The 21,878-nt window shown below is 34.1% G+C and carries 15 protein-coding genes; 10 read left to right on the top strand and 5 right to left on the bottom strand.

Annotation, left to right across the window (positions count from 1 at the left end):
• Positions 1 to 1,758 carry a 30S ribosomal protein S12 methylthiotransferase accessory factor YcaO gene (gene ycaO / locus GYM76_RS05775; protein ID WP_220224857.1) on the top strand — a complete coding sequence of 586 codons (1,758 nt, stop codon included), beginning with the start codon at positions 1 to 3 and terminating at the stop codon, positions 1,756 to 1,758.
• Positions 1,759 to 2,180: 422 nt separating this feature from the next.
• Positions 2,181 to 3,134 (top strand): carbohydrate kinase family protein, encoded by a 954-nt coding sequence (locus GYM76_RS05770; protein ID WP_220224856.1) that lies wholly within the window; start codon positions 2,181 to 2,183, stop codon positions 3,132 to 3,134.
• A gap of 203 nt (positions 3,135 to 3,337) precedes the next feature.
• Here the strand turns inward: GYM76_RS05770 and GYM76_RS05765 are convergent, their stop codons facing one another.
• Complete coding sequence (locus GYM76_RS05765) at positions 3,338 to 4,168, bottom strand: shikimate 5-dehydrogenase (RefSeq protein ID WP_220224855.1); 831 nt, start codon at positions 4,166 to 4,168, stop codon at positions 3,338 to 3,340.
• A 72-nt stretch (positions 4,169 to 4,240) separates the two neighbouring features.
• Between GYM76_RS05765 and GYM76_RS05760 the strand changes: the two genes are divergently transcribed.
• The 6 genes from GYM76_RS05760 to tkt all read left to right on the top strand — a co-directional run bounded on the left by GYM76_RS05760 (position 4,241) and on the right by tkt (position 11,440).
• Positions 4,241 to 4,615 (top strand): nitrous oxide-stimulated promoter family protein, encoded by a 375-nt coding sequence (locus GYM76_RS05760; protein WP_255561409.1) that lies wholly within the window; start codon positions 4,241 to 4,243, stop codon positions 4,613 to 4,615.
• 194 nt (positions 4,616 to 4,809) lie between these two features.
• Positions 4,810 to 5,049 (top strand): FeoA family protein, encoded by a 240-nt coding sequence (locus GYM76_RS05755; protein ID WP_220224853.1) that lies wholly within the window; start codon positions 4,810 to 4,812, stop codon positions 5,047 to 5,049.
• Positions 5,046 to 7,346, top strand: a complete 2,301-nt coding sequence (gene feoB, locus GYM76_RS05750) for a Fe(2+) transporter permease subunit FeoB (protein WP_220224852.1) — start codon at positions 5,046 to 5,048, stop codon at positions 7,344 to 7,346. Before GYM76_RS05755 ends, feoB begins: the two co-directional genes overlap by 4 nt.
• A 15-nt stretch (positions 7,347 to 7,361) precedes the next feature.
• Positions 7,362 to 7,598, top strand: a complete 237-nt coding sequence (locus GYM76_RS05745; protein ID WP_065561719.1) for a FeoC-like transcriptional regulator — start codon at positions 7,362 to 7,364, stop codon at positions 7,596 to 7,598.
• Positions 7,599 to 8,367: 769 nt separating this feature from the next.
• Positions 8,368 to 9,318 (top strand): transaldolase, encoded by a 951-nt coding sequence (gene tal, locus GYM76_RS05740; protein WP_065561718.1) that lies wholly within the window; start codon positions 8,368 to 8,370, stop codon positions 9,316 to 9,318.
• A gap of 115 nt (positions 9,319 to 9,433) precedes the next feature.
• Positions 9,434 to 11,440 carry a transketolase gene (gene tkt, locus GYM76_RS05735; RefSeq protein ID WP_220224851.1) on the top strand — a complete coding sequence of 669 codons (2,007 nt, stop codon included), beginning with the start codon at positions 9,434 to 9,436 and terminating at the stop codon, positions 11,438 to 11,440.
• Positions 11,441 to 11,685: 245 nt separating this feature from the next.
• Here tkt and GYM76_RS05730 read toward each other — a convergent pair whose 3' ends face one another.
• The 4 genes from GYM76_RS05730 to GYM76_RS05715 form a co-directional block, all read right to left on the bottom strand.
• Complete coding sequence (locus GYM76_RS05730) at positions 11,686 to 13,251, bottom strand: phosphoethanolamine transferase (RefSeq protein ID WP_220224850.1); 1,566 nt, start codon at positions 13,249 to 13,251, stop codon at positions 11,686 to 11,688.
• A gap of 205 nt (positions 13,252 to 13,456) precedes the next feature.
• Positions 13,457 to 14,845 (bottom strand): MATE family efflux transporter, encoded by a 1,389-nt coding sequence (locus GYM76_RS05725; RefSeq protein WP_220224849.1) that lies wholly within the window; start codon positions 14,843 to 14,845, stop codon positions 13,457 to 13,459.
• A gap of 9 nt (positions 14,846 to 14,854) precedes the next feature.
• Positions 14,855 to 16,171 carry a 30S ribosomal protein S12 methylthiotransferase RimO gene (gene rimO / locus GYM76_RS05720; protein WP_220224848.1) on the bottom strand — a complete coding sequence of 439 codons (1,317 nt, stop codon included), beginning with the start codon at positions 16,169 to 16,171 and terminating at the stop codon, positions 14,855 to 14,857.
• Positions 16,172 to 16,366: 195 nt separating this feature from the next.
• Positions 16,367 to 17,266 carry a siderophore ABC transporter substrate-binding protein gene (locus GYM76_RS05715; protein ID WP_220224847.1) on the bottom strand — a complete coding sequence of 300 codons (900 nt, stop codon included), beginning with the start codon at positions 17,264 to 17,266 and terminating at the stop codon, positions 16,367 to 16,369.
• A 194-nt stretch (positions 17,267 to 17,460) separates the two neighbouring features.
• On the opposite strand from GYM76_RS05715, the gene GYM76_RS05710 reads away from it, so the two are divergent.
• Entirely contained in the window at positions 17,461 to 19,434 is a 1,974-nt protein-coding gene (locus tag GYM76_RS05710; RefSeq protein WP_220224846.1) for a TonB-dependent receptor domain-containing protein, read from the top strand.
• Between the two features lie 644 nt (positions 19,435 to 20,078).
• Positions 20,079 to 21,629: a hypothetical protein gene (locus GYM76_RS05705; protein WP_220224845.1), complete on the top strand. Its 1,551-nt coding sequence runs from the start codon at positions 20,079 to 20,081 to the stop codon at positions 21,627 to 21,629.
• The last annotated feature ends 249 nt before the right edge of the window (positions 21,630 to 21,878 follow it).

Below are 21,878 nucleotides of genomic sequence, written 5' to 3'. Positions count from 1 at the left end.
ATGAAAACATTTATCCCCGGTAAAGATGCAGCACTTGAAGATTCGATTAACTATTTTCAGCAACAATTGGAAAAATTTGACTTAGTTGTTAAAGAAGCATCTTGGCTTAATCCTGTACCTAACGTATGGTCGGTACATATTCAAAATACTAAATGTCCACTCTGTTTTGCTAACGGTAAAGGCGCCAGCAAAAAAGCGGCATTAGCTTCTGCTCTTGGTGAGTATTTTGAAAGGCTTTCAACCAATTACTTTTTTTCTGATTTTTATTTAGGTGAAAAAGCTGCCAATAGTGAATTTGTTCATTATCCAACTGAAAAATGGTTTATGATACCGAAAGATAATAGTTTACCTAAAGGATTATTATCGCCAAAATTACTCAAGTTTTATGATCCGGATCATGAATTAACTGCTACTGATTTAATTGATTTACAGTCAAGTAATGGTGAACGTGGGATTTGTGCTTTACCGTTTGTACAACAATCCGATGGTCAAACCATCTATGTACCGGTTAACTTAATAGCTAATTTATATGCTTCTAATGGAATGTCAGCAGGCAATACTCCAAACGAAGCACGAGTACAAGGTCTGTCAGAAATATTCGAACGTTACACTAAAAATAGAATTATTACTGAGGCAATCAGTTTGCCAACCATACCTGTCGAAGTACTCAATCGTTATCCAGCAGTATTAGCTGCAATCGACGCTCTAGAAAACGAAGGCTTCCCGATTTACTGCTTTGATGGCTCATTAGGTGGCGAATTCCCCGTTATTTGTGTTGTTTTATTTAATCCTCAAAATGGTACTTGTTATGCCTCTTTCGGTGCACACCCTAATTTTGGTGTGGCTCTTGAGCGAACCGTTACCGAGCTCTTACAAGGCCGAAGCCTTAAAGATTTGGATGTGTTTTCACCACCAAGTTTTGATAATGATGATGTTGCCGATTTAAGCAACTTAGAAACGCATTTTATCGATTCAAGTGGTTTAATCTCGTGGGATCTGTTTAATGAAAAATCGGATTATGAATTTGTAGATTGGGATTTTTCAGGATCGACAGAGCAAGAATTTGCTAATTTAATGGCAATTTTTAATCGTCATCAAATTGAAGTCCTGATCATGGATTACCAACATCTTGGGGTTTATGCTTGCCGTATTTTAGCTGTCGGCATGTCAGAAATCTATCCACCTGAAGATCTATTGATCGCAAACAATAATATGGCGATCCATTTACGCGAATTGATCTTATCGCTTCCTCATCAAAAGCGAACAGCAAAAGAGTTGCAGGCAATTATTGAACAGTTCGATGATGAAGGTTTAGATGATTTTGCTCGTGTTCGTGAACTGCTTGGCATTGCAACAGGTAAAGATAATGCATGGCTGACTTTACGAATTGGTGAATTAAAAGCTATGCTGGCATTAGCCGCTGGTGATTTACCGCAAGCAAAATTGTGGATCGATTGGACGGTTGAAATGAACGAATCCATCTTTACGCCTGAACGTAACCATGCTTATCGTTGTTTGCAAACATTAGTGAATTTTATTATTGAACGAGGTGAAAACCAATTTAGTGATTACCAAAATGCATTCAATAAAATGTATGGAAAAACTTGCGTTGACGAAATGTGGCAATATGCAACAGGCAAAAAACAGTTTTTTGGCCTCGCTGATTTGATTAGCAATGAGCATAATCATCCAATGGATCAATTTGTGATGCATCAAAAACTTTTAGAGGTCTACAACAAATTAAAACAGACCATGTAAAATTGCTGTTTTTTAAGATAAATCATTATTTAAAGAGAAAGCATTCATCATCAGTGATAAACCTAAACCATCTTTGCTGATGATTTTATGTACATTTGAATTTGATATTTAGTGATAAAAGGACTATATTTGAGACATCTATCACAAAATTTAAGTTTTATGCTTACTAAACTTAAAAAATTCACTTAGCATAAAATGAATCCTTAAACGGGTTGTTCTATAATAATATATTATAGTTTTATATGATAAAGCCTTTTTGAGGCATCGTTTTTCTAAAAGCAATAAGTAGATTCCCTTATTGCTTTTCATTTTCTCTCTAGCAGTTTGAACGCTGGCATAATTATTTAAATCAAGTCGAACAAAGTTAAGTCAAAAATTTTCAATTTTTAGTTTTTTTAAATTAATCCATTTATTGAGGCTAAATGATGACAATTCTTACCGTAGGTTTTGCTTGTTTAGATCTAGTTTGTTTTACTTCACCTAATTTAGAAAAAAACGGTGTTATCCCGCCAGATAATATAGTCCGTTGTGGAGGTGGTTCTTGTGCTAATACGGCTTATTTGCTCGCACTTTGGGGCGAAGCTATTTATCACATTAGTCATTTAAATAATGATTCCTATGGTAATCAGATTGTTTCTGAACTTACCGATGCAGGCGTGAATACTGAGCAATTTATTTTTTCAGAAAAAATGATCACCCCATTAGAAGCAATCACTATTGATGAACAAACCGGAATGCAAACCGTTATATCGCACCGATTAACCTCGCCACCAAAATTAACTGATGATGAAAAAAATAAACTCAATCACTTTATGCAAACCATTCGTGGCTACAATATTGTTATTTTAGTCGATGGATATGAAGCCGAATTAAGTGAATATATCATCAAGAATTTACCTAAAACGAAAGTTATTATGAGTATAGATAGTCTGTCTGATTCAAGTCTGTACCTAGCTCAACATGCAGATTATGTCATTGTAACTGAACAATTTGCGTGTGCATTTTTAAAAATAAAATCCTTTAGTGATAAGAAAACAATTAAAGACGCATTTAAAAAATTGCGTAGTTTAACTCGCGGTAAAGTCATCATCCGCATGGGTGAAAAGGGGAGTGCATATCTTGATCGTCAAGAGGTCATCATTATTCCCGGTTTTAAAAACCAACCGATTGATAAGATGACCGAAAGTGACATTTTTCAGGGCGCTTTTGCTTATGGCATTAGTTATGATTGGCCATTAGAAAAGACCCTATTATTTGCGAATCTATCAGTTGCTGCTGTTAACCAGCAAAAAAGAGGGCGAAGCGCTATGCCAAACTTGGTTGATATTAATCGAGTAGGTAAAACGTTTAGTAAGCATTTTACTTCCTATTTTTAATTAATGATATTTTATAGAAGGTTTGCAAACATCAAAAACCCCGCTCCTCAACTTTTTTTGGAGTAAAAAAGGGGGCTTCGAGTTTTTCTATTAAACAGATTTTAGGTAAGTTTGGACGTTTTAACCTGTATTTCATTAAGGAATAAACGTCCGAACCAAGAGATTTTTTAGAGTGTGCTTTACAAATTATGTTATCAATGAGATTAACCTTGTCTGGCAAACTCAGCAGCTTGATTGATGAGTTCATCGCTAGGCGTAACACCGGTGTACAAAATAAATTGTTCAACGGCTTGTAACACAACAACATCTGCACCGGTAATGACAGTTTTATTTAATTTTTTTGCATAATTAATTAGTGGTGTTTCAATTGGTAGGGCGACCACATCAAATACAATATCGGCATGATTAATCAGGACTTCACTGAATGCTAGTTGATCTGCTTCAACGCCACCTTGCATACCAATAGGGGTCACATTAATAATTAATTTTGCTTGTTCTGGCGTAATGGTTGATTCATCCTTAACCCATTTATAATTGTAACGCTCAGCTAAAGCTTCGCCTTTAATCTGATTTCGGGCACATACAATCCCATGTTTAAAACCAGCATCATAAAAAGCGCCAATTACCGCATTAGCCATGCCTCCACTGCCTTTTAAAACAAATGGCGTGTTGTTGTTAATATGATTTGCCTTAATTAGTTTTTCTACAGCAATATAGTCGGTGTTATACGCTTTTAAATAGTGGTCGGTATTAACGATCGTATTCACTGCTTGAATGGATTGTACTGATACATCTAATTCATCAATAAATTCTATACAAGCTTGCTTATAAGGCATCGAAATTGCACAACCACGAATAGATAATGCTTTAATGCCGTAAATTGCATCTTTCAAATTATTGGTGGTGAAGGCTTTATAGATATAATTTAGATCCAATTTTTCATATAAATAATTATGAAAGCGAGTACCAAAATTACTTGGTCTAGCTGAAAGTGACATACAAACAGTAGTATCTTTGTTGATAATTCTTGCCATTAACCAAAATCCTTGTGATCATACTAATTAATTTAGTATTCTAGCATCTTTTTGACCGATATATATTTAATTATGGTTGCAAACAACACTGGCCCCAAAATAAATCAGGAAAAAAACACAGTAAAAGTGATGATATATCTTTATTGTCACCAAAAACACCACACCTCAAAAAACCAGTTATGCGATGAGTGTAATGATCTATTACAGTATGCTATGCAACGATTGACTATGTGCCGATTTGGCGAGTCTAAAACTACCTGCGAACTCTGTTTAAAACATTGTTACCGTAAAGACTACAAACAGCGAATAAAAGAAGTCATGCGTTATTCTGGTCCAAGAATGATGATTTATCACCCTATAATGGCTATCAAGCATCTTAATAAAAACTTAAAAACGATTTTGAAGAGATTTGTAGAAAAGCGCTTTTCTAATGCCAAAAAAAGTTGAGGAGCGGGGTTTTTGAGCCTTGAATTATCAACTTTTGTCAGGGTTATCTTCTAATTTGCCTATAAATTCAATTGTTTTCACTTATTTTAGATGTTCTTTGCGATTTGTTCGCAGTTAAACACTAAAAATGCGAATGATTATCTTTTAAAATGTCGCCATTTATTGAAATACAACCGTATTTGATAGGAAGTATGATGTCTGTATTTACCCTTGAACACCTTTCTATAGGTCACGAGGCTGTTGTTAAACGCCTGTTACCTGACTCTTTACCTTTTCGAAGCAAACTTTTAGCTATGGGAATGACACCCGGATGTAAATTGAAGGTATTGCGAATTGCACCACTAGGTGATCCGATTGAAATAAGCCTTCGAGGTTTTTTGCTCTGTTTGCGTCGTCGAGAAGCTGCAGCCATCGAAGTTGAGGTAGCTGCATGAAAATTGCGTTAATTGGTAATCCCAATTGTGGTAAAACCACTTTATTTAATTTGTTAACTGGCTCAAAGCAGCGTGTTGGTAATTGGCCTGGTGTAACGGTTGAGCATAAGTCAGGCTCATTTGATTATCAAAATACACAGTATGATGTTGTTGATTTGCCTGGAACTTATTCCATTGAGTCAGATTCAACCGCTCAAGATGAATTTATTACACGTCAGTTTTTGTTAACAGACAAAGACAGTTTGATTGTTAATGTTATTGATGCAACCAATTTGCAACGTAGCTTGTATTTAACTTTTCAGCTAATTGATATGCAAGTGCCGATGATAATTGTGCTTAATATGGTTGATGCACTTACAGTGATGGGGGAAAAGTTAAATATCGCTAAACTTGCGAAACTATTAGGTTGCCCAGTTGTGGCTATTTCATCTACGCAGAAAATGGGATTAACACAATTTTATCAGCAAATACAAATTAGCACTCTAGATCTGAAAATAGCAAAACCAACAATAGATACCTTAAATTGGGATTCAAAAGTGATCTTTAATCGCTATTTGGATGAATTACCCGTGACGAGCAAAATCCATCAATTTAACCGGTGGCAATTAATAGAAGCATTGCTTAATGGTTCTGATCGCTCATTTGATTTAGTTGAAAATGAGAAGTTAGAGACTTGTCGTCGTTTGGTATCGATTAATTTTGATTATCAAGTTGATGTAGCCTTAGCCTCTATACGTTACGATACGATTGATATGGTTTGCAAAATGGTGGTCGATAAACCTCGTGAAGCCAGCTTAAATCTTACTGAAAAATTGGATAAATTAGCTTTAGGACGTTTTACTGGGATTCCATTCTTTTTGTTTGCAATGTATGCCATGTTTTTGGTTGCGATTAATTTTGGTTCGGTTTTTGTTGATTTTTTTGAAGGTATTTTTAGTACGATTTTTGTTGATGGCTTTAATTACCTTTTAAATATGCTACATGCGCCAACTTGGTTAACGGTTATTTTAGCTGACGGGCTTGGTAATGGGATCACGACTGTATCAACATTTATTCCAGTTATTGCCGCGATGTTTTTTGTTTTATCTTTTTTGGAAGATTCAGGTTATTTAGCTCGAGCTGCGATGATTGTAGATCGTTTTATGCGATGTATCGGACTGCCCGGTAAAGCCTTTGTACCAATGTTAATGGGATTTGGTTGTGGCGTGCCAGCTATTATGGGGACAAGAACATTAGATAGCCCACGTGATCGTCTCTTATCTATTTGTCTAATTCCGTTTATGTCTTGTAGTGCACGTTTGCCAGTTTATGCATTGTTTGCTGTGATATTCTTTCCTAATTATGCATCGGTTGTGGTTTTTATGTTGTATTTACTTGGTATTTTTGTGGCGATGCTGACCGGTTTTGTTTTAAAAAATACTTTGCTACAAGGCGAATTAACACCATTTATTATGGAAATGCCGGTATATCGTATTCCGACTTTACGCAGTATGTTGCGAATAACTTGCCAACGGCTAAAAAGCTTTGTTTTACGGGCAGGTAAAGCAATTGTAGTGATGGTGACAGTACTTAGCATATTAAACTCATGGGGTGTTGATGGTTCGTTTGGGCATGAAAATTCAAATGACTCTATGTTATCTGTTATTGGCCAAAAAGTGACGCCAGCTTTTACACCCATGGGGATTGATAAACAAAATTGGCCAGCTACCGTGGGTATTTTTACCGGAATTTTTGCCAAAGAATCAGTGGTGGCAACTTTAAATTCACTCTATTCAATGGATCATCATGATCAAGAAGAGTTTTCATTTTATGGTGGAATTAAGTCAGCTTTTTCCACGATTCCTGCTCATCTTATTGATTTAGCAAACTCAATTGGCGATCCACTCGGGCTCGTTAATCAAGATAGCCGACAAGATGAATTATCTGTTGATTCAATTACGATAACTAAAATAAGCAATTCTTTCATTACTTCAACTTCTGCCATTGCTTATCTCATTTTTATTCTACTATACACACCGTGTGCAGCAGCATTAGGCACCATTTATCGTGAGGCAGGGCTAAAATGGATGATCTTTGTCGCAGTTTGGACATTTGTTATAGGGTGGTTATGTGCAACGGTTTATTACCAATCTAGTCTATTAGGTCATTCAACATTTGCACCATATTGGCTAACTGGTATAGGGGTATTTATTATTCTGACTTTTGTTGTTATGCGTAAACTTGGGAATCTGCCATGCTTTAATCATTATCAGTTACCTAAACCACGCTCACACAATAAATCGGCTTGTTGTGAATAATAGACTTTAATTTTTATGCTGATAACATCAATCCGAGATTATGTTCAATTACGAGGGCGAGCCAATTTGCTAGATGTGGCTCGTCACTTTCGTTTGCCTGAAAGCGCCGTTGAACCGATGCTTGATTTTTGGGTAAATAAAGGAGTCATTAAATTAGTAAATAATAATTTATTAACTTGTGCTGGTAAGCAGTGTTCTGCATGTATTAGTTGTAATTTAGCCGTTTATCCCAATTATGTTTGGGTTCAATAATTTATCTTCTTTTAACAATCTTAATTAATTAAATCAGGTTAACCTGCCTTAAATAGACTAAATGTATCAAATGTATTAATCTTTAACCTTTGATTAAACCCTGTCACTTTTTTAAAAATTTAACCGCTTATTTTTGCCTATTTTTGTTATCTTTTAAATAAAAAGGTCAATATATTTTTTATTCAATATCTTTTTTCGAGACTTACATCACAAAATTGAATTTATTTATACCTCAAAGTAACAAATGATATTAATATGAACGCATGTTCATTTTGGTGTGATGAAACACAAAATATAAAACATGAAGCTATTGGTGCAGATGATGCTGTATGTAAAGTGAGACAAAGCATTGTAGAATATTAAAACAGTATTTTAGTTTACATTGCTTAAATAAAGTCATGAAATACATGCAGTATAAGCCGTGATAGAATATCCGCCGTGAAAAATAGTGATCACATTATGGCAATGGATGCAAAAGGGTTGAATTTGCTAAAAATTGATTCAACTAAGATAAAAATCATAATTTAAAAGTGGTCTATTTTCTGAAGAAGTAGAACGTTTTTTATTACGATGAGTTTTAAAGTAACGAGTTGTTGAATTACGCTTAAATTTAGCTTGCTTGAGCTTGCTAACTTTTAATTTTGCTTTGTTTTTATACTATTTTTGATAAAAATAGCCTGAACTGAAACGACTTTATCCTGTCGTTTTATTACTTAATAAATGTTATTATAATTATGTTTAAAAAACATGTAGTAGAGGAATTTGAAGTATGAGCCAATTAGATGAATTTAAAAAATTAACTGTCGTGGTTGCCGACACAGGTGATATTGATTCGATTAAACAGTTTTCTCCAGAAGATGCAACGACGAATCCATCGCTTGTGTTAAAAGCAGCTCAACTTCCTCAATATCGTTCTTTAATTGATTCAGCTGTTGATACAGCTAAAAAATTAGGTGGCAGTAAAGAACAGCAATTGGTTAATGCTTGTGATCAAGTTGCGGTGAATATAGGCGCCGAAATTCTAAAAACAGTTCCAGGTCGAATTTCAACCGAAGTCGATGCTAGATTGTCGTTTGATAAACAGGGATGTATTGAAAAAGCTAGGAAAATTATCGATTTATATAAACAAAAAGGTATTGATAAATCGCGAATTCTAATCAAAATCGCTTCAACTTGGGAAGGAATTAAAGCAGCAGAAGTTTTAGAGAAAGAAGGTATTAACTGTAATTTAACTTTACTATTTTCCTTTGCTCAAGCGCGAGCTTGTGCAGAAGTTAATGCATTTCTAATCTCACCATTTGTTGGACGTATTTATGACTGGTATCAAGCAAAGAAACCAATAGAACCTTATGTTGCTGATCAAGATCCGGGCGTAGTATCTGTTCGTAATATTTACAACTATTATAAACAGCATGGTTATAAAACAATTGTGATGGGAGCGAGTTTCCGTAAAGTCGATCAAATATTAGCGTTAGCGGGTTGTGATCGTTTGACCATTTCACCTAATTTATTAGCGGAAATGCAACAATCAAATGCGCCAGTAGAACGCAAATTGAATCCGAATCAAACAATTGTAGAGCGTCCATCGTTAATGACTGAAGCTGAGTTTAGATGGCAACATAATAGTGATGCAATGGCAGTTGAGAAATTAGCTGAAGGAATTCGAGCCTTTGCGGTCGATCAAGGTAAACTCGAAGATATGATCGGGGCACTGCTTTAATTATTAATAAAAGGGGAAATAGTTCCCCTTTTTAATTTTGTTACTAACCTGTTTTATTTGTCTGCTGATCGCAGACTATCAATGAATTATTAAATATTTTTTGGAGATCATTATCATGAATGCAACCACACTATCCCACCGCGAATTAGCAAATGCGATAAGAGCATTAAGTATGGATGGCGTGCAAAAGGCAAAATCAGGTCATCCAGGTGCACCAATGGGGATGGCTGATATGGCTGAAGTACTTTGGCGTGGATTTTTAAAACATAATCCAACCAATCCAAATTGGGCAGATCGTGACCGATTTGTGTTATCCAACGGTCATGCGTCAATGTTAATCTATAGCTTGTTACATTTGACTGGTTATAACGTAACGCTTGATGATTTAAAAAACTTTCGTCAACTAAATGCTAAAACAGCAGGTCACCCTGAATTTGGTCATGTTCCAGGTGTTGAAACCACAACAGGTCCACTTGGTCAAGGTATTGCTAATGCAGTGGGTATGGCAATAGCTGAAAGAACATTAGCTGCTCAATTTAATAAGTCTGGCCATACAATTGTTGACCACAATACTTATGTATTTATGGGTGATGGCTGTATGATGGAAGGGATCTCTCATGAAGTTTGTTCTTTAGCGGGAACCCTTAAATTAGGCAAACTTATCGCTTTTTACGATGATAATGGTATTTCAATCGATGGTGAAGTTGAAGGTTGGTTTACTGATGATACTGCTAAACGTTTTGAAGCTTATGGATGGCATGTGATTCGCGGTATTGATGGACATGATGCGAAAGCGTTAGCTGAAGCTATCGAACAAGCACAAGCTGTAACTGATAAACCATCATTATTAATGTGTAAAACTGTCATCGGTTTTGGTTCGCCTAATAAAGCCGGTAGCCATGAAAGTCACGGGGCTCCTCTTGGTGATGCTGAAATTGAAGCAACACGTAAAGCATTAGGTTGGTCTCATCCTGCATTTGAAATTCCTAAAGAATATTATGATGCATGGGATGCAAAAGCTAAAGGTAAACAACGCGAAGATGAATGGAATGCTCGTTTTGATGCCTATGCTAAAGCTTATCCTGATTTAGCGAAAGAATTTAAACGCCGTATGAATGGCGACTTACCAAGTAATTGGCAACAAACAGCCAAAGATTTTGTTAATAAATTACAAGCAAATCCAGCAACAATTGCAACTCGTAAAGCGTCACAAAATGCAATTGAAGCATTTGCTCCAGTATTAACTGAATTCTTAGGTGGTTCTGCTGACTTAGCGCCAAGTAATTTAACCATGTGGTCTGGTTCTAAAGAAATTTTAGCCAACCCTGCTGGTAACTATATTCATTATGGTGTGCGTGAGTTTGGTATGTCAGCAATTATGAATGGTATTTCTTTACATGGTGGCTTTATTCCTTATGGTGCAACCTTCTTGATGTTTATGGAATATGCTAGAAATGCAGTACGTATGGCAGCATTAATGAAGATTCGCTCTTTATTCGTTTATACTCATGATTCAATTGGATTGGGGGAAGACGGACCAACACACCAACCAGTAGAACAAATGGCAAGCTTACGCGTGACACCAAATGTAAGTACTTGGCGTCCTTGTGACCAAGTTGAATCAGCCATTGCTTGGCAATATGCGGTTGAACGAAAAGATGGTCCAACTGCACTTATCTTCTCAAGACAAAATCTTAAACAACAAGAGCGTACAGCTGAGCAACTAGCTAATGTTTACCGTGGTGGTTATATCTTAAATGATTGTAGCGGTACGCCAGAACTTATCCTTATTGCAACAGGTTCAGAAGTTGAGCTAGCTGTTGAGGCTTATCACAAATTAACCGAAGCAGGTAAAAAAGTAAGAGTTGTTTCAATGCCATCAACCGATGCATTTGATAAGCAAGATCAAGCTTATAGAGAATCAGTATTACCATCTTCAGTAACAGCTCGTATCGCTATCGAAGCGGGTATTAGTGACTATTGGTTTAAATATGTCGGTTTAAACGGCAAAATCATTGGCATGACAACCTTCGGTGAATCAGGCCCAGCAGAACAATTATTTGCTAAGTTTGGTTTCACGGTTGAAAATGTTTTAAACCAAGCCAAAAGTCTCTTGAAATAAATTATAGTTTCATTAACAAAATAAAACTTCGCTAATAACTTTAGCGAAGTTTTTTTATATTTCTATTTTATATTTTTTGCTTTTTTCTTGATTTAAATATTGGTGATGATATTTGTTTTGAATAATAGCTAGGAATTTATCCATTTTGTAGACAATAATTATTATTTTTGATTCAACAAATTTTGAAAAACCATCACTATTAATTTAGTGATGGTGAATTGATCTTAATCAGTAAACATCAATACTTAATACGGATTAGGATCTTTCTTCAAATTATCAAATGGATATAACTTATTTTTCCAATCTTTAATTTGAATATCTTTTTGTTCGGGGATATCAATCAGATTATATTGCATATAATCATGGTGAACGTTTAAGTCAATCCCCATCCAATGACTTAGTAGATATACGAATTGATATCCGGTAATTTGTTTATTGATTTTAATTTGATTTTTTTCTGATGAATCAAAAAATATTAATGGCACTTGATAACTATTTTGGTATTCCCAATTATGCCTTAAATCTTGATATTTCTCAGCGTGAGAAAGCCCATGATCGGCAAAGTAGACTACAGAGTAATCTTCATTGTGTTTTTTCAATATATCAATTGTAGATTTTATTAAGTCATCGGTTTCTTTAATGCTACTGACATAACAAGATATATTCTCGTTTTTGAGATCGAACTGAATATCAAATTGTAATCTTTTACAAAAATGAGGATGTGAACCAATTAAATGCATAATAATGAGTTTTGGTTTATCTTGTTTTTTAGATAATAAGGAATCTAATTCTGGTAGTAGTAAAGTATCATATTTACCACGAGTTGATTTACCATTGTACTCACCTTTTTTAGTGTAAAAGATATTTTTACTATAAGCGGAAATTCTTGGTACAGTTATTTCCATTCTACCTAGTTTTCCTTGATTAGATAGCCAATAGGTTTCAAATCCAGCATCATTAGCAATAGCAATAATATTATTATTTAATTGAGCATTGACTTCATTATCATCTAAATAGCTAGACTGACTAATTAAATGTGGAATTGAGGATTGGGTATTTGATGCAGGAACAATTAATCCGTCCCAAATCACCGAGGCATTTTTATTGGTGAAAGGAGTATTATCATATTTAAAGCCATAAGCACTCATGTAATCTTTACGAACACTTTCACCAATGATAACAACATAGGTTTTATGTTTAGGATTGACAGAAACAATGGGTATTGTATTGGGTTGTTGTATTTGTCTAAGTTGTTCAGCCTTTTCAGTCTGATATATTTTTGCACTTAAATATAAATCGAAGCAAAACTCAAATGCGGGATATTTGAAATTATCTATTATTAAAGTTGTTATCGAAGATAAAGTAGTTGGCTGATATTTGATGGCACTTTTAACCGGTTTATAAAAACAAATCATTAATGCTAGTGCAATAACATAATAATTTTTTATTTTAGGAAATCTAAACTTTTTAAAAAAAAGAATAAAGAAAATTACTAATAGGAATGGTATTAAATAAAAATAGAGAGGTAATTGCGAACAGAATTCTTGCATTTCATCGATATCAGTTTCTGATATGGCACTGACTACAGCAACATTGGGATATCCATAGTAAAATCCTATTGGAAAATAAAGTGCAGCTATGACGAATGTTAATCCGAATAAGAAACGGAAAAAAGTGAATCTAGCTAAAAAAATTAGAGAAAAATAAGTAAGAAGTATCCTATCAAATCTTAGCGGGTAACCTAATAAGTAAACCAATACTACTGAAAGACAAATACAAATAACATGCGATAGTAATTCTTTTTTTAACATTACAAATTTATATTAATAACAATCCATTGAAGATGTAAAAATTATATAAGTAATTAAATTTTAAGCAATATAAATTTATTTACAATTTAGTTTCTTTTATGACTTTTATATTTATTAAGTTAGATTAAGTATAGATATTAACAATTTTAGATAAAATATAGCCAAACTTACTCTGTTTATTGATAAGTTTGGCGAGAAATTTTTATTATCGTGAAGCTCTTTTCAGTATAATATCTTGCGGTTGTTTTTGAATGTAGATCATTCTACCGATAAGTAAGAACGCTGCTACAGCTAGCCCTAAAATAATTCCTATCCAAAAACCGGCAGCACCAATTGGCTGTATGACAAGATCGGTTAATCCTAAGATATATCCAACTGGTAACCCTACTACCCAATAAGAGATAAGGGTAATAAAAAATATGCTTTTAGTATCTTTATAACCACGTAATACATTGCTTGCTACAACTTGCAAGTAATCAGATACTTGATAGATAGCGAGTAGAATAATAAGTTGTAGGCAAATAGTGATAACATCAATCTCATGGGTGAATATGGTAATAATTGGTGATCTGAATATCACCAGAATTAATGCTACCACTACGGCTATCATGAATGATATGGCTAAACTTACATAAGCTGTTTGTTTGGCCAATATGGGTTTGTTTTTTCCTAATAGATAACCAACTCTAATACTAGTTGCTACCCCTAAAGATAAAGGTATTGCAAACGTTAAACTGCTAATCGTGAAGATAATTTGATGTGCAGCAACCGTTATTTGACCAAGCGGTGCAATAAGTAATGCAACTACCGCGAACAAACTCATTTCGAAAAAATAGGCTAAAGCAAGAGGCGTGCCTAATACAACTATTTTTTTGATAATAGCAAAATCAATCAGTTTTGTTAGCGGTGTTTTACGAATATCCCGTTGACTAGGTGTCGTCAATGTATAGATACGAATTAAAGCAAACATTAACCAAAAGATTATTGCTGCGGTAATACCACAACCTACACCACCAAATGCTGGCAATCCTAATTTACCGTAAATTAAAACATAATTAATGGGGATATTGGCAAGTAATGCAATAAATATAATCACCATAGCAGGTTTTGTGTTAGATAAACCTTCACATTGATTACGATAAACTAAAAATAGCAAGAAAGCAGGTACGCCCCACATAATTGAGCGTAAAAATGATACCGCCACATCAACCATTTCTGGATCGATTGGATGGTCAGCTGAGCTTCTAAAGCTAATTATTTTGTCCGAATTGTACAAAACTAGCATCATGATGATGGATAAGATCAAAGCAATCACAACACCTTGACGAGTCTGATCAGCAACTTGTTCACGTTTAGCCGCACCATTTAAATTGGAAATTATTGGTGTTAATACCGTTAATAAGCCTTGTCCAAATAAAATAGTAGGCAACCAAATTGATACAGCTATGGCTACACCCGATAGCGCTGTTTTGCTGTAATTACCAGCCATAATGGTATCAACAAACGTGATTGCGGTTTGAGATATCTGTGCAATCATGACAGGGATTGCTAACGTAACTAAGTTTTTTATTTCGTGTCGATAATGTTGCTTCATTGGATTTATTTACTGTTTTACAGTACCCCATAAATCATATTCATCTGAATGTTCAATATTTACTTGAACAATATCGCCGACTTTAACATCTTTTTCTTCATTTAGATAGACAACACCATCTATTTCTGGCGCATCGGCCATGCTTCGCCCAATAGCACCTTCATCATCAACTTCATCAATCAATACAGATAATGTTTTACCTATTTTATTTTGAAGTTTCTGTGTTGAAATCGATTGTTGTAATTGCATAAAACGATGAAAGCGTTCTTGCTTGATTTCTTCTGGTATTTGATCAGCTAGTTGATTTGCAGCAGCACCTTCCACTGGGCTATAAGGGAAACAACCAACACGGTCTAATTGCGCTTGAGATAAAAAGTCGAGTAATAGTTCGAAATCTTTCTCAGTTTCACCAGGGTAGCCAACAATAAACGTTGAACGTAAGGTAATTTCAGGGCAAATCTCACGCCAATGATGAATTCGCTCTAAGGTTCTTTCAATTGTGCCAGGGCGTTTCATTGATTTTAAAACGCTAGGGCTAGCATGTTGTAAAGGGACATCTAAATAAGGTAATATTTTTCCATCAGCCATTAATGGAATCAAATTATCGACGCTTGGATAAGGGTACATATAATGTAGACGCACCCAAATACCAAGGGTAGATAATTGCTCGCAAAGGGTATGAATATCAGTTTTTAATGGCATACCATTCCAAAAGTTTGTACGATTTTTGACATCGATACCGTAAGCAGAGGTATCTTGTGCGATAACTAAAAGCTCTTTTACGCCACTATCGACTAAACGTTTTGCCTCATCAAGAACATTACCGATAGGACGACTAACCATCTCCCCACGTAATGATGGGATAATACAAAATGTACAGCTATGGTTACAACCTTCAGAAATTTTTAAATAAGCATAATGTTTAGGTGTTAATTTTACTCCTTGCTCCGGTACAAGGCTTGTAAATGGATTGTAGCTAGGTTTTGGTGCATATTTATTAACATGTTCAAGAACAGCTTCGTAACTATGAGGTCCTGATATTTCTAGGACTTTAGGATGAACATTACGTATCTGATCTTCTTTCGCGCCAAGACAACCTGTCACAATAACTTTGCCATTTTCATTAAGGGCTTCACCGATGGCCTCTAATGATTCTTGTACAGCACTATCAATAAAGCCACAAGTATTAACAATAACCAAATCAGCATTGTCGTAACTTGGCACTACTTGATAACCTTGAGTACGTAGTTCAGTTAAAATTCGCTCAGAGTCAACTAAATTTTTAGGACAACCAAGGCTCACAAATCCAATAGTAGGGGATGACATATTCATAGTAATTTAAAATTTATTGAGGTATTTATCGAGAATCTAAAAGTTTATTAATTTAGATTAAAATAATAGGTGAGCATTCTAACATAATTAAATTAGTCGAAATAAAAATTTTTAATTTGCAGTGATGAATATGGAGAGAAACGAGAAACAAGCCCTTACTGAAATAAGGGCCTACATTATGATAAAAAATTATTTCAATGCATTAATGACTTCATCAATTTGACGATCTAAACTTTCGATACCACCACCCGATAAGTACCAAAGATCGGGTGTTAAATAGATAACCTCAGTTTTACTTTTCGCTAATACTTTTGGATTTAAAAAGTCGTTTTTCATTGCTGATTGACCAATAGCTTTACTTCGGTCAACGACATAAACAATATCAGGTTTTACTTTACTAATATAGCTGTTATCAATAAAGGTCGGTTTTGGTTTGCCACTAGGCTGTGGTGTTAATGGTACAGCCCGTTTTACTTTCAACACATCATGAATTAATGCTGCGCTTGAACTGCCATTAATAAGAATCATTTTTCCATCATTATGAATAGCAACTATTGCTTTTTTGTGACTCGCTTGTGCAACAGCTTGTGCGTTGGTCACTTTTGTATCAAGCAATTGAATCAAATCTTCAGCTTTCTTTTTAGTTCCAGTTATATCTGCTAGAACATTGATATGATTTTTAGTTGATTCAAGATAATTCTTCGCGTCAACACTTAAATTAATTACTGGTGCAATTTTCGATAATTCTTCAGTTCGACTAGCTTGACGACCATCAATAACGATGAGTTGCGGTTTAACTTGTTTAATTGCATCGATGCTTGGTTCTTTCATACTACCTGTATCAGAGACACTTTTATATTGTTCAAGATAAGAAGGAAGAACGGAAAGAGGTGTTCCTACAACAATAGAACCTTTACCTAATGCATCTAAGGTATCTAAAGCACCATAGTTCATTACTACCACTTTACTTGGTGATTTAGGAACAACAACGGTTTGTTTATTATCTGGATTCACAGTGATTGATGATTGGCAACCTGATAACCCTAAAGTAAAAGCTATTAGAGTGCTTAATAATATTTTTTTATTCATATTGATACCTTTCGCTTTGATGAAAATGATAACCATTATTATTTAAATGATGTGAAATGTCTAGATATAAATAATTTTTCGTAAAGATATTGATAATTATTATCGAAAAGTTATTGATAATTATTCTCATGTAGGTTATTGTAACGCACGGCTTGCTTTGCAAAATATCAATATAAATAATAAGGTTATAAAACATGAATACTAAAATTAAACTGGCAACACATGTCATAAATACAAGTATTTTATTTTCATTATCTGGTTTAGCGATAGCAGACACTGATAAAAATACTGATACTATGGTGGTGACAGCATCAGGATTTTCTCAACAAATTAAAGAAGCTCCAGCAACAATTTCGGTAATCACGCCAGAGGAAATCAGCAAAAAACCTTATCGTGATGTGACTGATGCGCTTAAGGATATTCCAGGTGTCACGATAACTGGTGGCGGTGATTCAACTGATATTAGTATTCGTGGTATGGATGCCAAATATACTTTATTATTAATTGATGGTAAAAAAGTTAGCACTCGTGAAACCAGACCTAATAGTGATAATTCTGGTTTTGAACAAGGCTGGTTACCGCCTTTAACTGCTATAGAACGTATTGAAGTTGTCCGAGGACCAATGTCATCGTTATATGGTTCAGATGCTATGGGTGGGGTCGTCAATATCATTACTAAGAAAGTTTCAAATAAATGGTATAGCGGTATTCGAGTTGAATCAATCATGCCTTATCGTTCAGATGAAAAAAATACCTATGTAGGTAGTTTTTCAACTATGGGACCAATTATTGATGATATTTTGGGGATTCAATTATATGGTCAATATAGTAAGCGTCATGAAGATACATTTTTGAATGGCCATTCCGGACAAAGATTACGTAGTATAAATGGAAAATTATCGCTTAATGCTTCAGACACACAAAAATTTGATCTAGATTTTGGTCGCTCTAGACAAAATAGTAATGCATCAGCAGGAAAAACAAGACCTCTTAGTCGTGGTAATTTCAATCGAGATAATCGCCGAAACTCTTATGCGTTAACTCATAATGGTTTATTTGGTGATGTATCAACGACATCTTTTATTGCTCATGAAGACAATAATAATCCAGAAAGAAAAATGAAAATTCGTAATACTGATGTTGACTCACGTATGACAATTCCATTTTCAATCAATATGTTAACTATCGGTGGTAAATATACTTATCAAGAACTTCATGATAAAGGCAACCAGTTAAAGAAAACTTTAACCAAAATCGATCGTTGGAACTATGCGTTGTTCGCTGAGGATGAGTTAAGTATTTTAGACAATTGGAGTATGACATTAGGTCTTCGCTATAATAAAGATGAAAACTATGGTAATAACTGGAATCCAAGGATTTATAGTGTCTGGAATATTAATGATAACTTTACTTTAAAAGGTGGCTATTCAACTGGATTTGCGACGCCTCAACTGCGTCAAGTTGTTTCTGACTGGGGTCAAGTTACTGGTGGTTCTGGAACGGGTAATAAAGGGATGATAATGGGTAATCCAGATCTTAAACCAGAAAAAACAAATGAATTCGAAATAGGTGTCGGTTATACCAATGAATATGGTATTGATGCTTCTGCAACGGCATTCTATACAAAATATAAAGATAAGATCCAATCATATTATATTTGTCGTGGTGCAGCGGGTTCAAGAAATTGTCAAATTTCTGGTTATAGGGAAAAATTTGATTTTGTTCAAGGGCGAGAAAATGTTGATAAAGCCGATCTTAAAGGTCTTGAGCTTTCATTCAAAACACCATTGTTTACTGATTTCGTATTAAGTTCTAATTACTCTTGGATCAAAACAGAGCAAAAAACCGGTAAAAATAAGGGTAACCCTTTAAACCGTACACCAAAACAAAAATTCAATACTCAACTTGATTGGAATCTCACTCAAGAGTTGGATTTATGGACTAAGGTTGCTTATTATGGGGTAGAAACTACCACAGATCGCAGTGGTAAGAAAATTGAATATCCAGGCTATACCTTCTGGGATGTCGGTGCGTCTTTCCAAATAAATAAAAATGCTAAAGTATATGGTGGCGTTTATAACTTGTTTGACAAAGATGTTTCAAACGATGACTTTGGTAAAACATTAGAAGGGCGTCGTTACTTTATTGGAACAGAAATTAATTTTTAATATTTAAATCTCACCAAGTAGCTAGACTTCTTAGCTACTTGGTAAAACTGTTTATTTAACCCATAATACAACTGATTTAAAATTCTAATAACTCTTCTATATTTATTTAATTAATCGTTTTTAATTAATTAACTCTATTTGAAATTATTTTTTATCGATATTTGCAAAATGATCTTTGATTAACTAAAAATTATCTTTTATTTAGTCTATTGATCAAATAGTTAAAATTATTCTTTCTTAACCATTCTTAAAAATTATCTAATTTTTTATTAACACATAATTTTATTATAAAAATTTCTTATTAATTAATATTAATCAATATTAATCATATAAATATAGTCTTTATATGAAATTGTATATTAAATCAACTTTTATCATATTTCATACTTCAGAAATTTAACTTGCATATTCAATAGATTAATTTGATTAAATTATTATTGATTGATCGATAATTTCGATCAATAATTTGATCGTTTTAAAATTTAAAAGCTTTAATGTCTGATCTTTAAAGAACAATTTCATAATAACAAGCTGTATGAGTTCTATTCGGTTTAGCTGTTTGAGGTAGTGTATCAAAAGTGGACATATAAAGGAGTGTTTTTATATTTATTTGCAACAGCATGTTAATAAAAAGGAGATTTACCTTGAACTGGTTAGCAATATTAAAAAGTGGATACTTTAATTCAATTTCTATATTAGGCAATAAAGTATTAAAAAATAAACAAAACTATTTATTGGGCATTTTACTATTGTCATTAGTTAATAATATTAATGCATTACTACCCGTCTCAACGACTCAATTGATTCATGGTAATTCACCAATGATAGCGATCAATGATGAAATAGTTGACTCAACTGCCTTTAACGAGAAATTGAGTGTTGTTAGCATGCCGGATGGTCGGCTACGCAATTCAGAAAGTGATATTAACGATTTTAAATTGGACTCTAATATCACTCTTAGCCAAATAAATTGGATAATTGAAGGAAAAAAAGGTTCAAATGAAATTACAATAATTATTGATGCCAATGGTCACGATGTTAAATTGATGGATATCGCCAATAATCTCAATATCAGTATTTTTGATGAAGATGGAGATACAGGTATTCCTGATGGCGTATTAACGGCTACTTGGTATTATAGTGTTCCTGGTGGTAATAAAAATGGGCTAGGTGAATATAAAAAAGTACCTGAAAATGAGTTAACTAAAAAAATAGATCCCTGTAAAGCACCTTATAAATTAGAGCTTTCAATTAAGAATATAAAAGTGCAAACAGAATATGGTCTGCCAAATGAATCAGAACATATTTATGACGATGTTTTTAAAACATATAATTTTAAATCCAAAATTAATCAAGTGTGTTATGCTCGGACTTATCCAACCATGGATAAAAATATATGGTCTTGGACTCAATATAATAATGATACTCCTAGTGGTTATGGTTGGGGAGCGTCAATAGATCCTACACCTAATCCAAAACATGGAGGTGGTTATAATAAAGATGAGTGGCATCCAGAATTAGGATTTTTACTCAATACCAGTGCTGGGCATAATAATCGTTTTCCTCATACTGCATTTAAAGGAGCATCATTCCAACTTTGGATGAGTAATGAACAACAAGATTATCTGTTTTCAACAGATGATAATAATATCTCAATTGATAAACTTGGTATTGTAACTTTTAATGGCAAACCTAAAAAAAGAACCATCCAAATTTTTGCATGGCCTAAAGATGCAAGCGGAGAGTCTGATAGGATTGTATTTTGGAGTGATTTAAATTTCTGGGCAAAACCCGGGAAACAGACATTAACATATTCAGAAGGTCTTTGCGGAGGAATTCAAAATCAATTAACGCTTACTGACTGGGTTAATACGCCTCAAGCAACCAACACAAATACTAACTCAAGTTTTAGAGAAACCGGAAATGCGATGACCAGAAAAATGAATGGTGGTTTAAGCGGTGAATGGGGACAGCTAGCTATTGATTATTATCCTAAATCAGATTTTCCTACATCCAGTGCAATTAATGGTACTAACCAACGGCTAGCATGGGTTTCTGATTTCACTATGGAGCCTCAAGGAAAAGTACATCGTGTTGTATTTATGCTAAATGGTGGAATTTTTAAAGCTTATAACAATCCTTGGCCTAGTGCGCCTTTCTCAGTAACGTTTGAAGTTTGTAAAGAAACTTGGTAAGAACGCATAAATTCGATTAGATATAGGCTCATGTGATAATCATCACATGGGTTTGATTAATCTGTATGACAACTCTTTAACTATGAAAAAAAAGTTGAGGAACGGGGTTTTTGAACTTAAAAAAGCGAATATTTTTTATTAAAATCTAACTTTACTCCATTTATATATACTGATGAGCGAGCTAAAGAAAAATGATGTCTAAGCTCAAGCCGCTGTTATATAAATGAAGGTAGCTTTATTCTATTTCTA

This window comes from Gilliamella sp. ESL0443 (assembly GCF_019469165.1).
GTDB lineage: Bacteria > Pseudomonadota > Gammaproteobacteria > Enterobacterales > Orbaceae > Gilliamella > Gilliamella apicola_E.
This window is presented reverse-complemented; position numbering and strand designations above follow the sequence as displayed.

Excerpts from the sequence above, each read along its gene's own strand:
- ycaO (WP_220224857.1), top strand. The coding sequence starts at position 1 with ATGAAAACATTTATCCCCGGTAAAGATGCAGCACTTGAAGATTCGATT.
- GYM76_RS05770 (WP_220224856.1), top strand. The coding sequence starts at position 2,181 with ATGATGACAATTCTTACCGTAGGTTTTGCTTGTTTAGATCTAGTTTGT.
- GYM76_RS05765 (WP_220224855.1), bottom strand. The coding sequence starts at position 4,168 with ATGGCAAGAATTATCAACAAAGATACTACTGTTTGTATGTCACTTTCA.
- GYM76_RS05760 (WP_255561409.1), top strand. The coding sequence starts at position 4,241 with ATGGTTGCAAACAACACTGGCCCCAAAATAAATCAGGAAAAAAACACA.
- GYM76_RS05755 (WP_220224853.1), top strand. The coding sequence starts at position 4,810 with ATGTCTGTATTTACCCTTGAACACCTTTCTATAGGTCACGAGGCTGTT.
- feoB (WP_220224852.1), top strand. The coding sequence starts at position 5,046 with ATGAAAATTGCGTTAATTGGTAATCCCAATTGTGGTAAAACCACTTTA.
- GYM76_RS05745 (WP_065561719.1), top strand. The coding sequence starts at position 7,362 with ATGCTGATAACATCAATCCGAGATTATGTTCAATTACGAGGGCGAGCC.
- tal (WP_065561718.1), top strand. The coding sequence starts at position 8,368 with ATGAGCCAATTAGATGAATTTAAAAAATTAACTGTCGTGGTTGCCGAC.
- tkt (WP_220224851.1), top strand. The coding sequence starts at position 9,434 with ATGAATGCAACCACACTATCCCACCGCGAATTAGCAAATGCGATAAGA.
- GYM76_RS05730 (WP_220224850.1), bottom strand. The coding sequence starts at position 13,251 with ATGTTAAAAAAAGAATTACTATCGCATGTTATTTGTATTTGTCTTTCA.
- GYM76_RS05725 (WP_220224849.1), bottom strand. The coding sequence starts at position 14,845 with ATGAAGCAACATTATCGACACGAAATAAAAAACTTAGTTACGTTAGCA.
- rimO (WP_220224848.1), bottom strand. The coding sequence starts at position 16,171 with ATGTCATCCCCTACTATTGGATTTGTGAGCCTTGGTTGTCCTAAAAAT.
- GYM76_RS05715 (WP_220224847.1), bottom strand. The coding sequence starts at position 17,266 with ATGAATAAAAAAATATTATTAAGCACTCTAATAGCTTTTACTTTAGGG.
- GYM76_RS05710 (WP_220224846.1), top strand. The coding sequence starts at position 17,461 with ATGAATACTAAAATTAAACTGGCAACACATGTCATAAATACAAGTATT.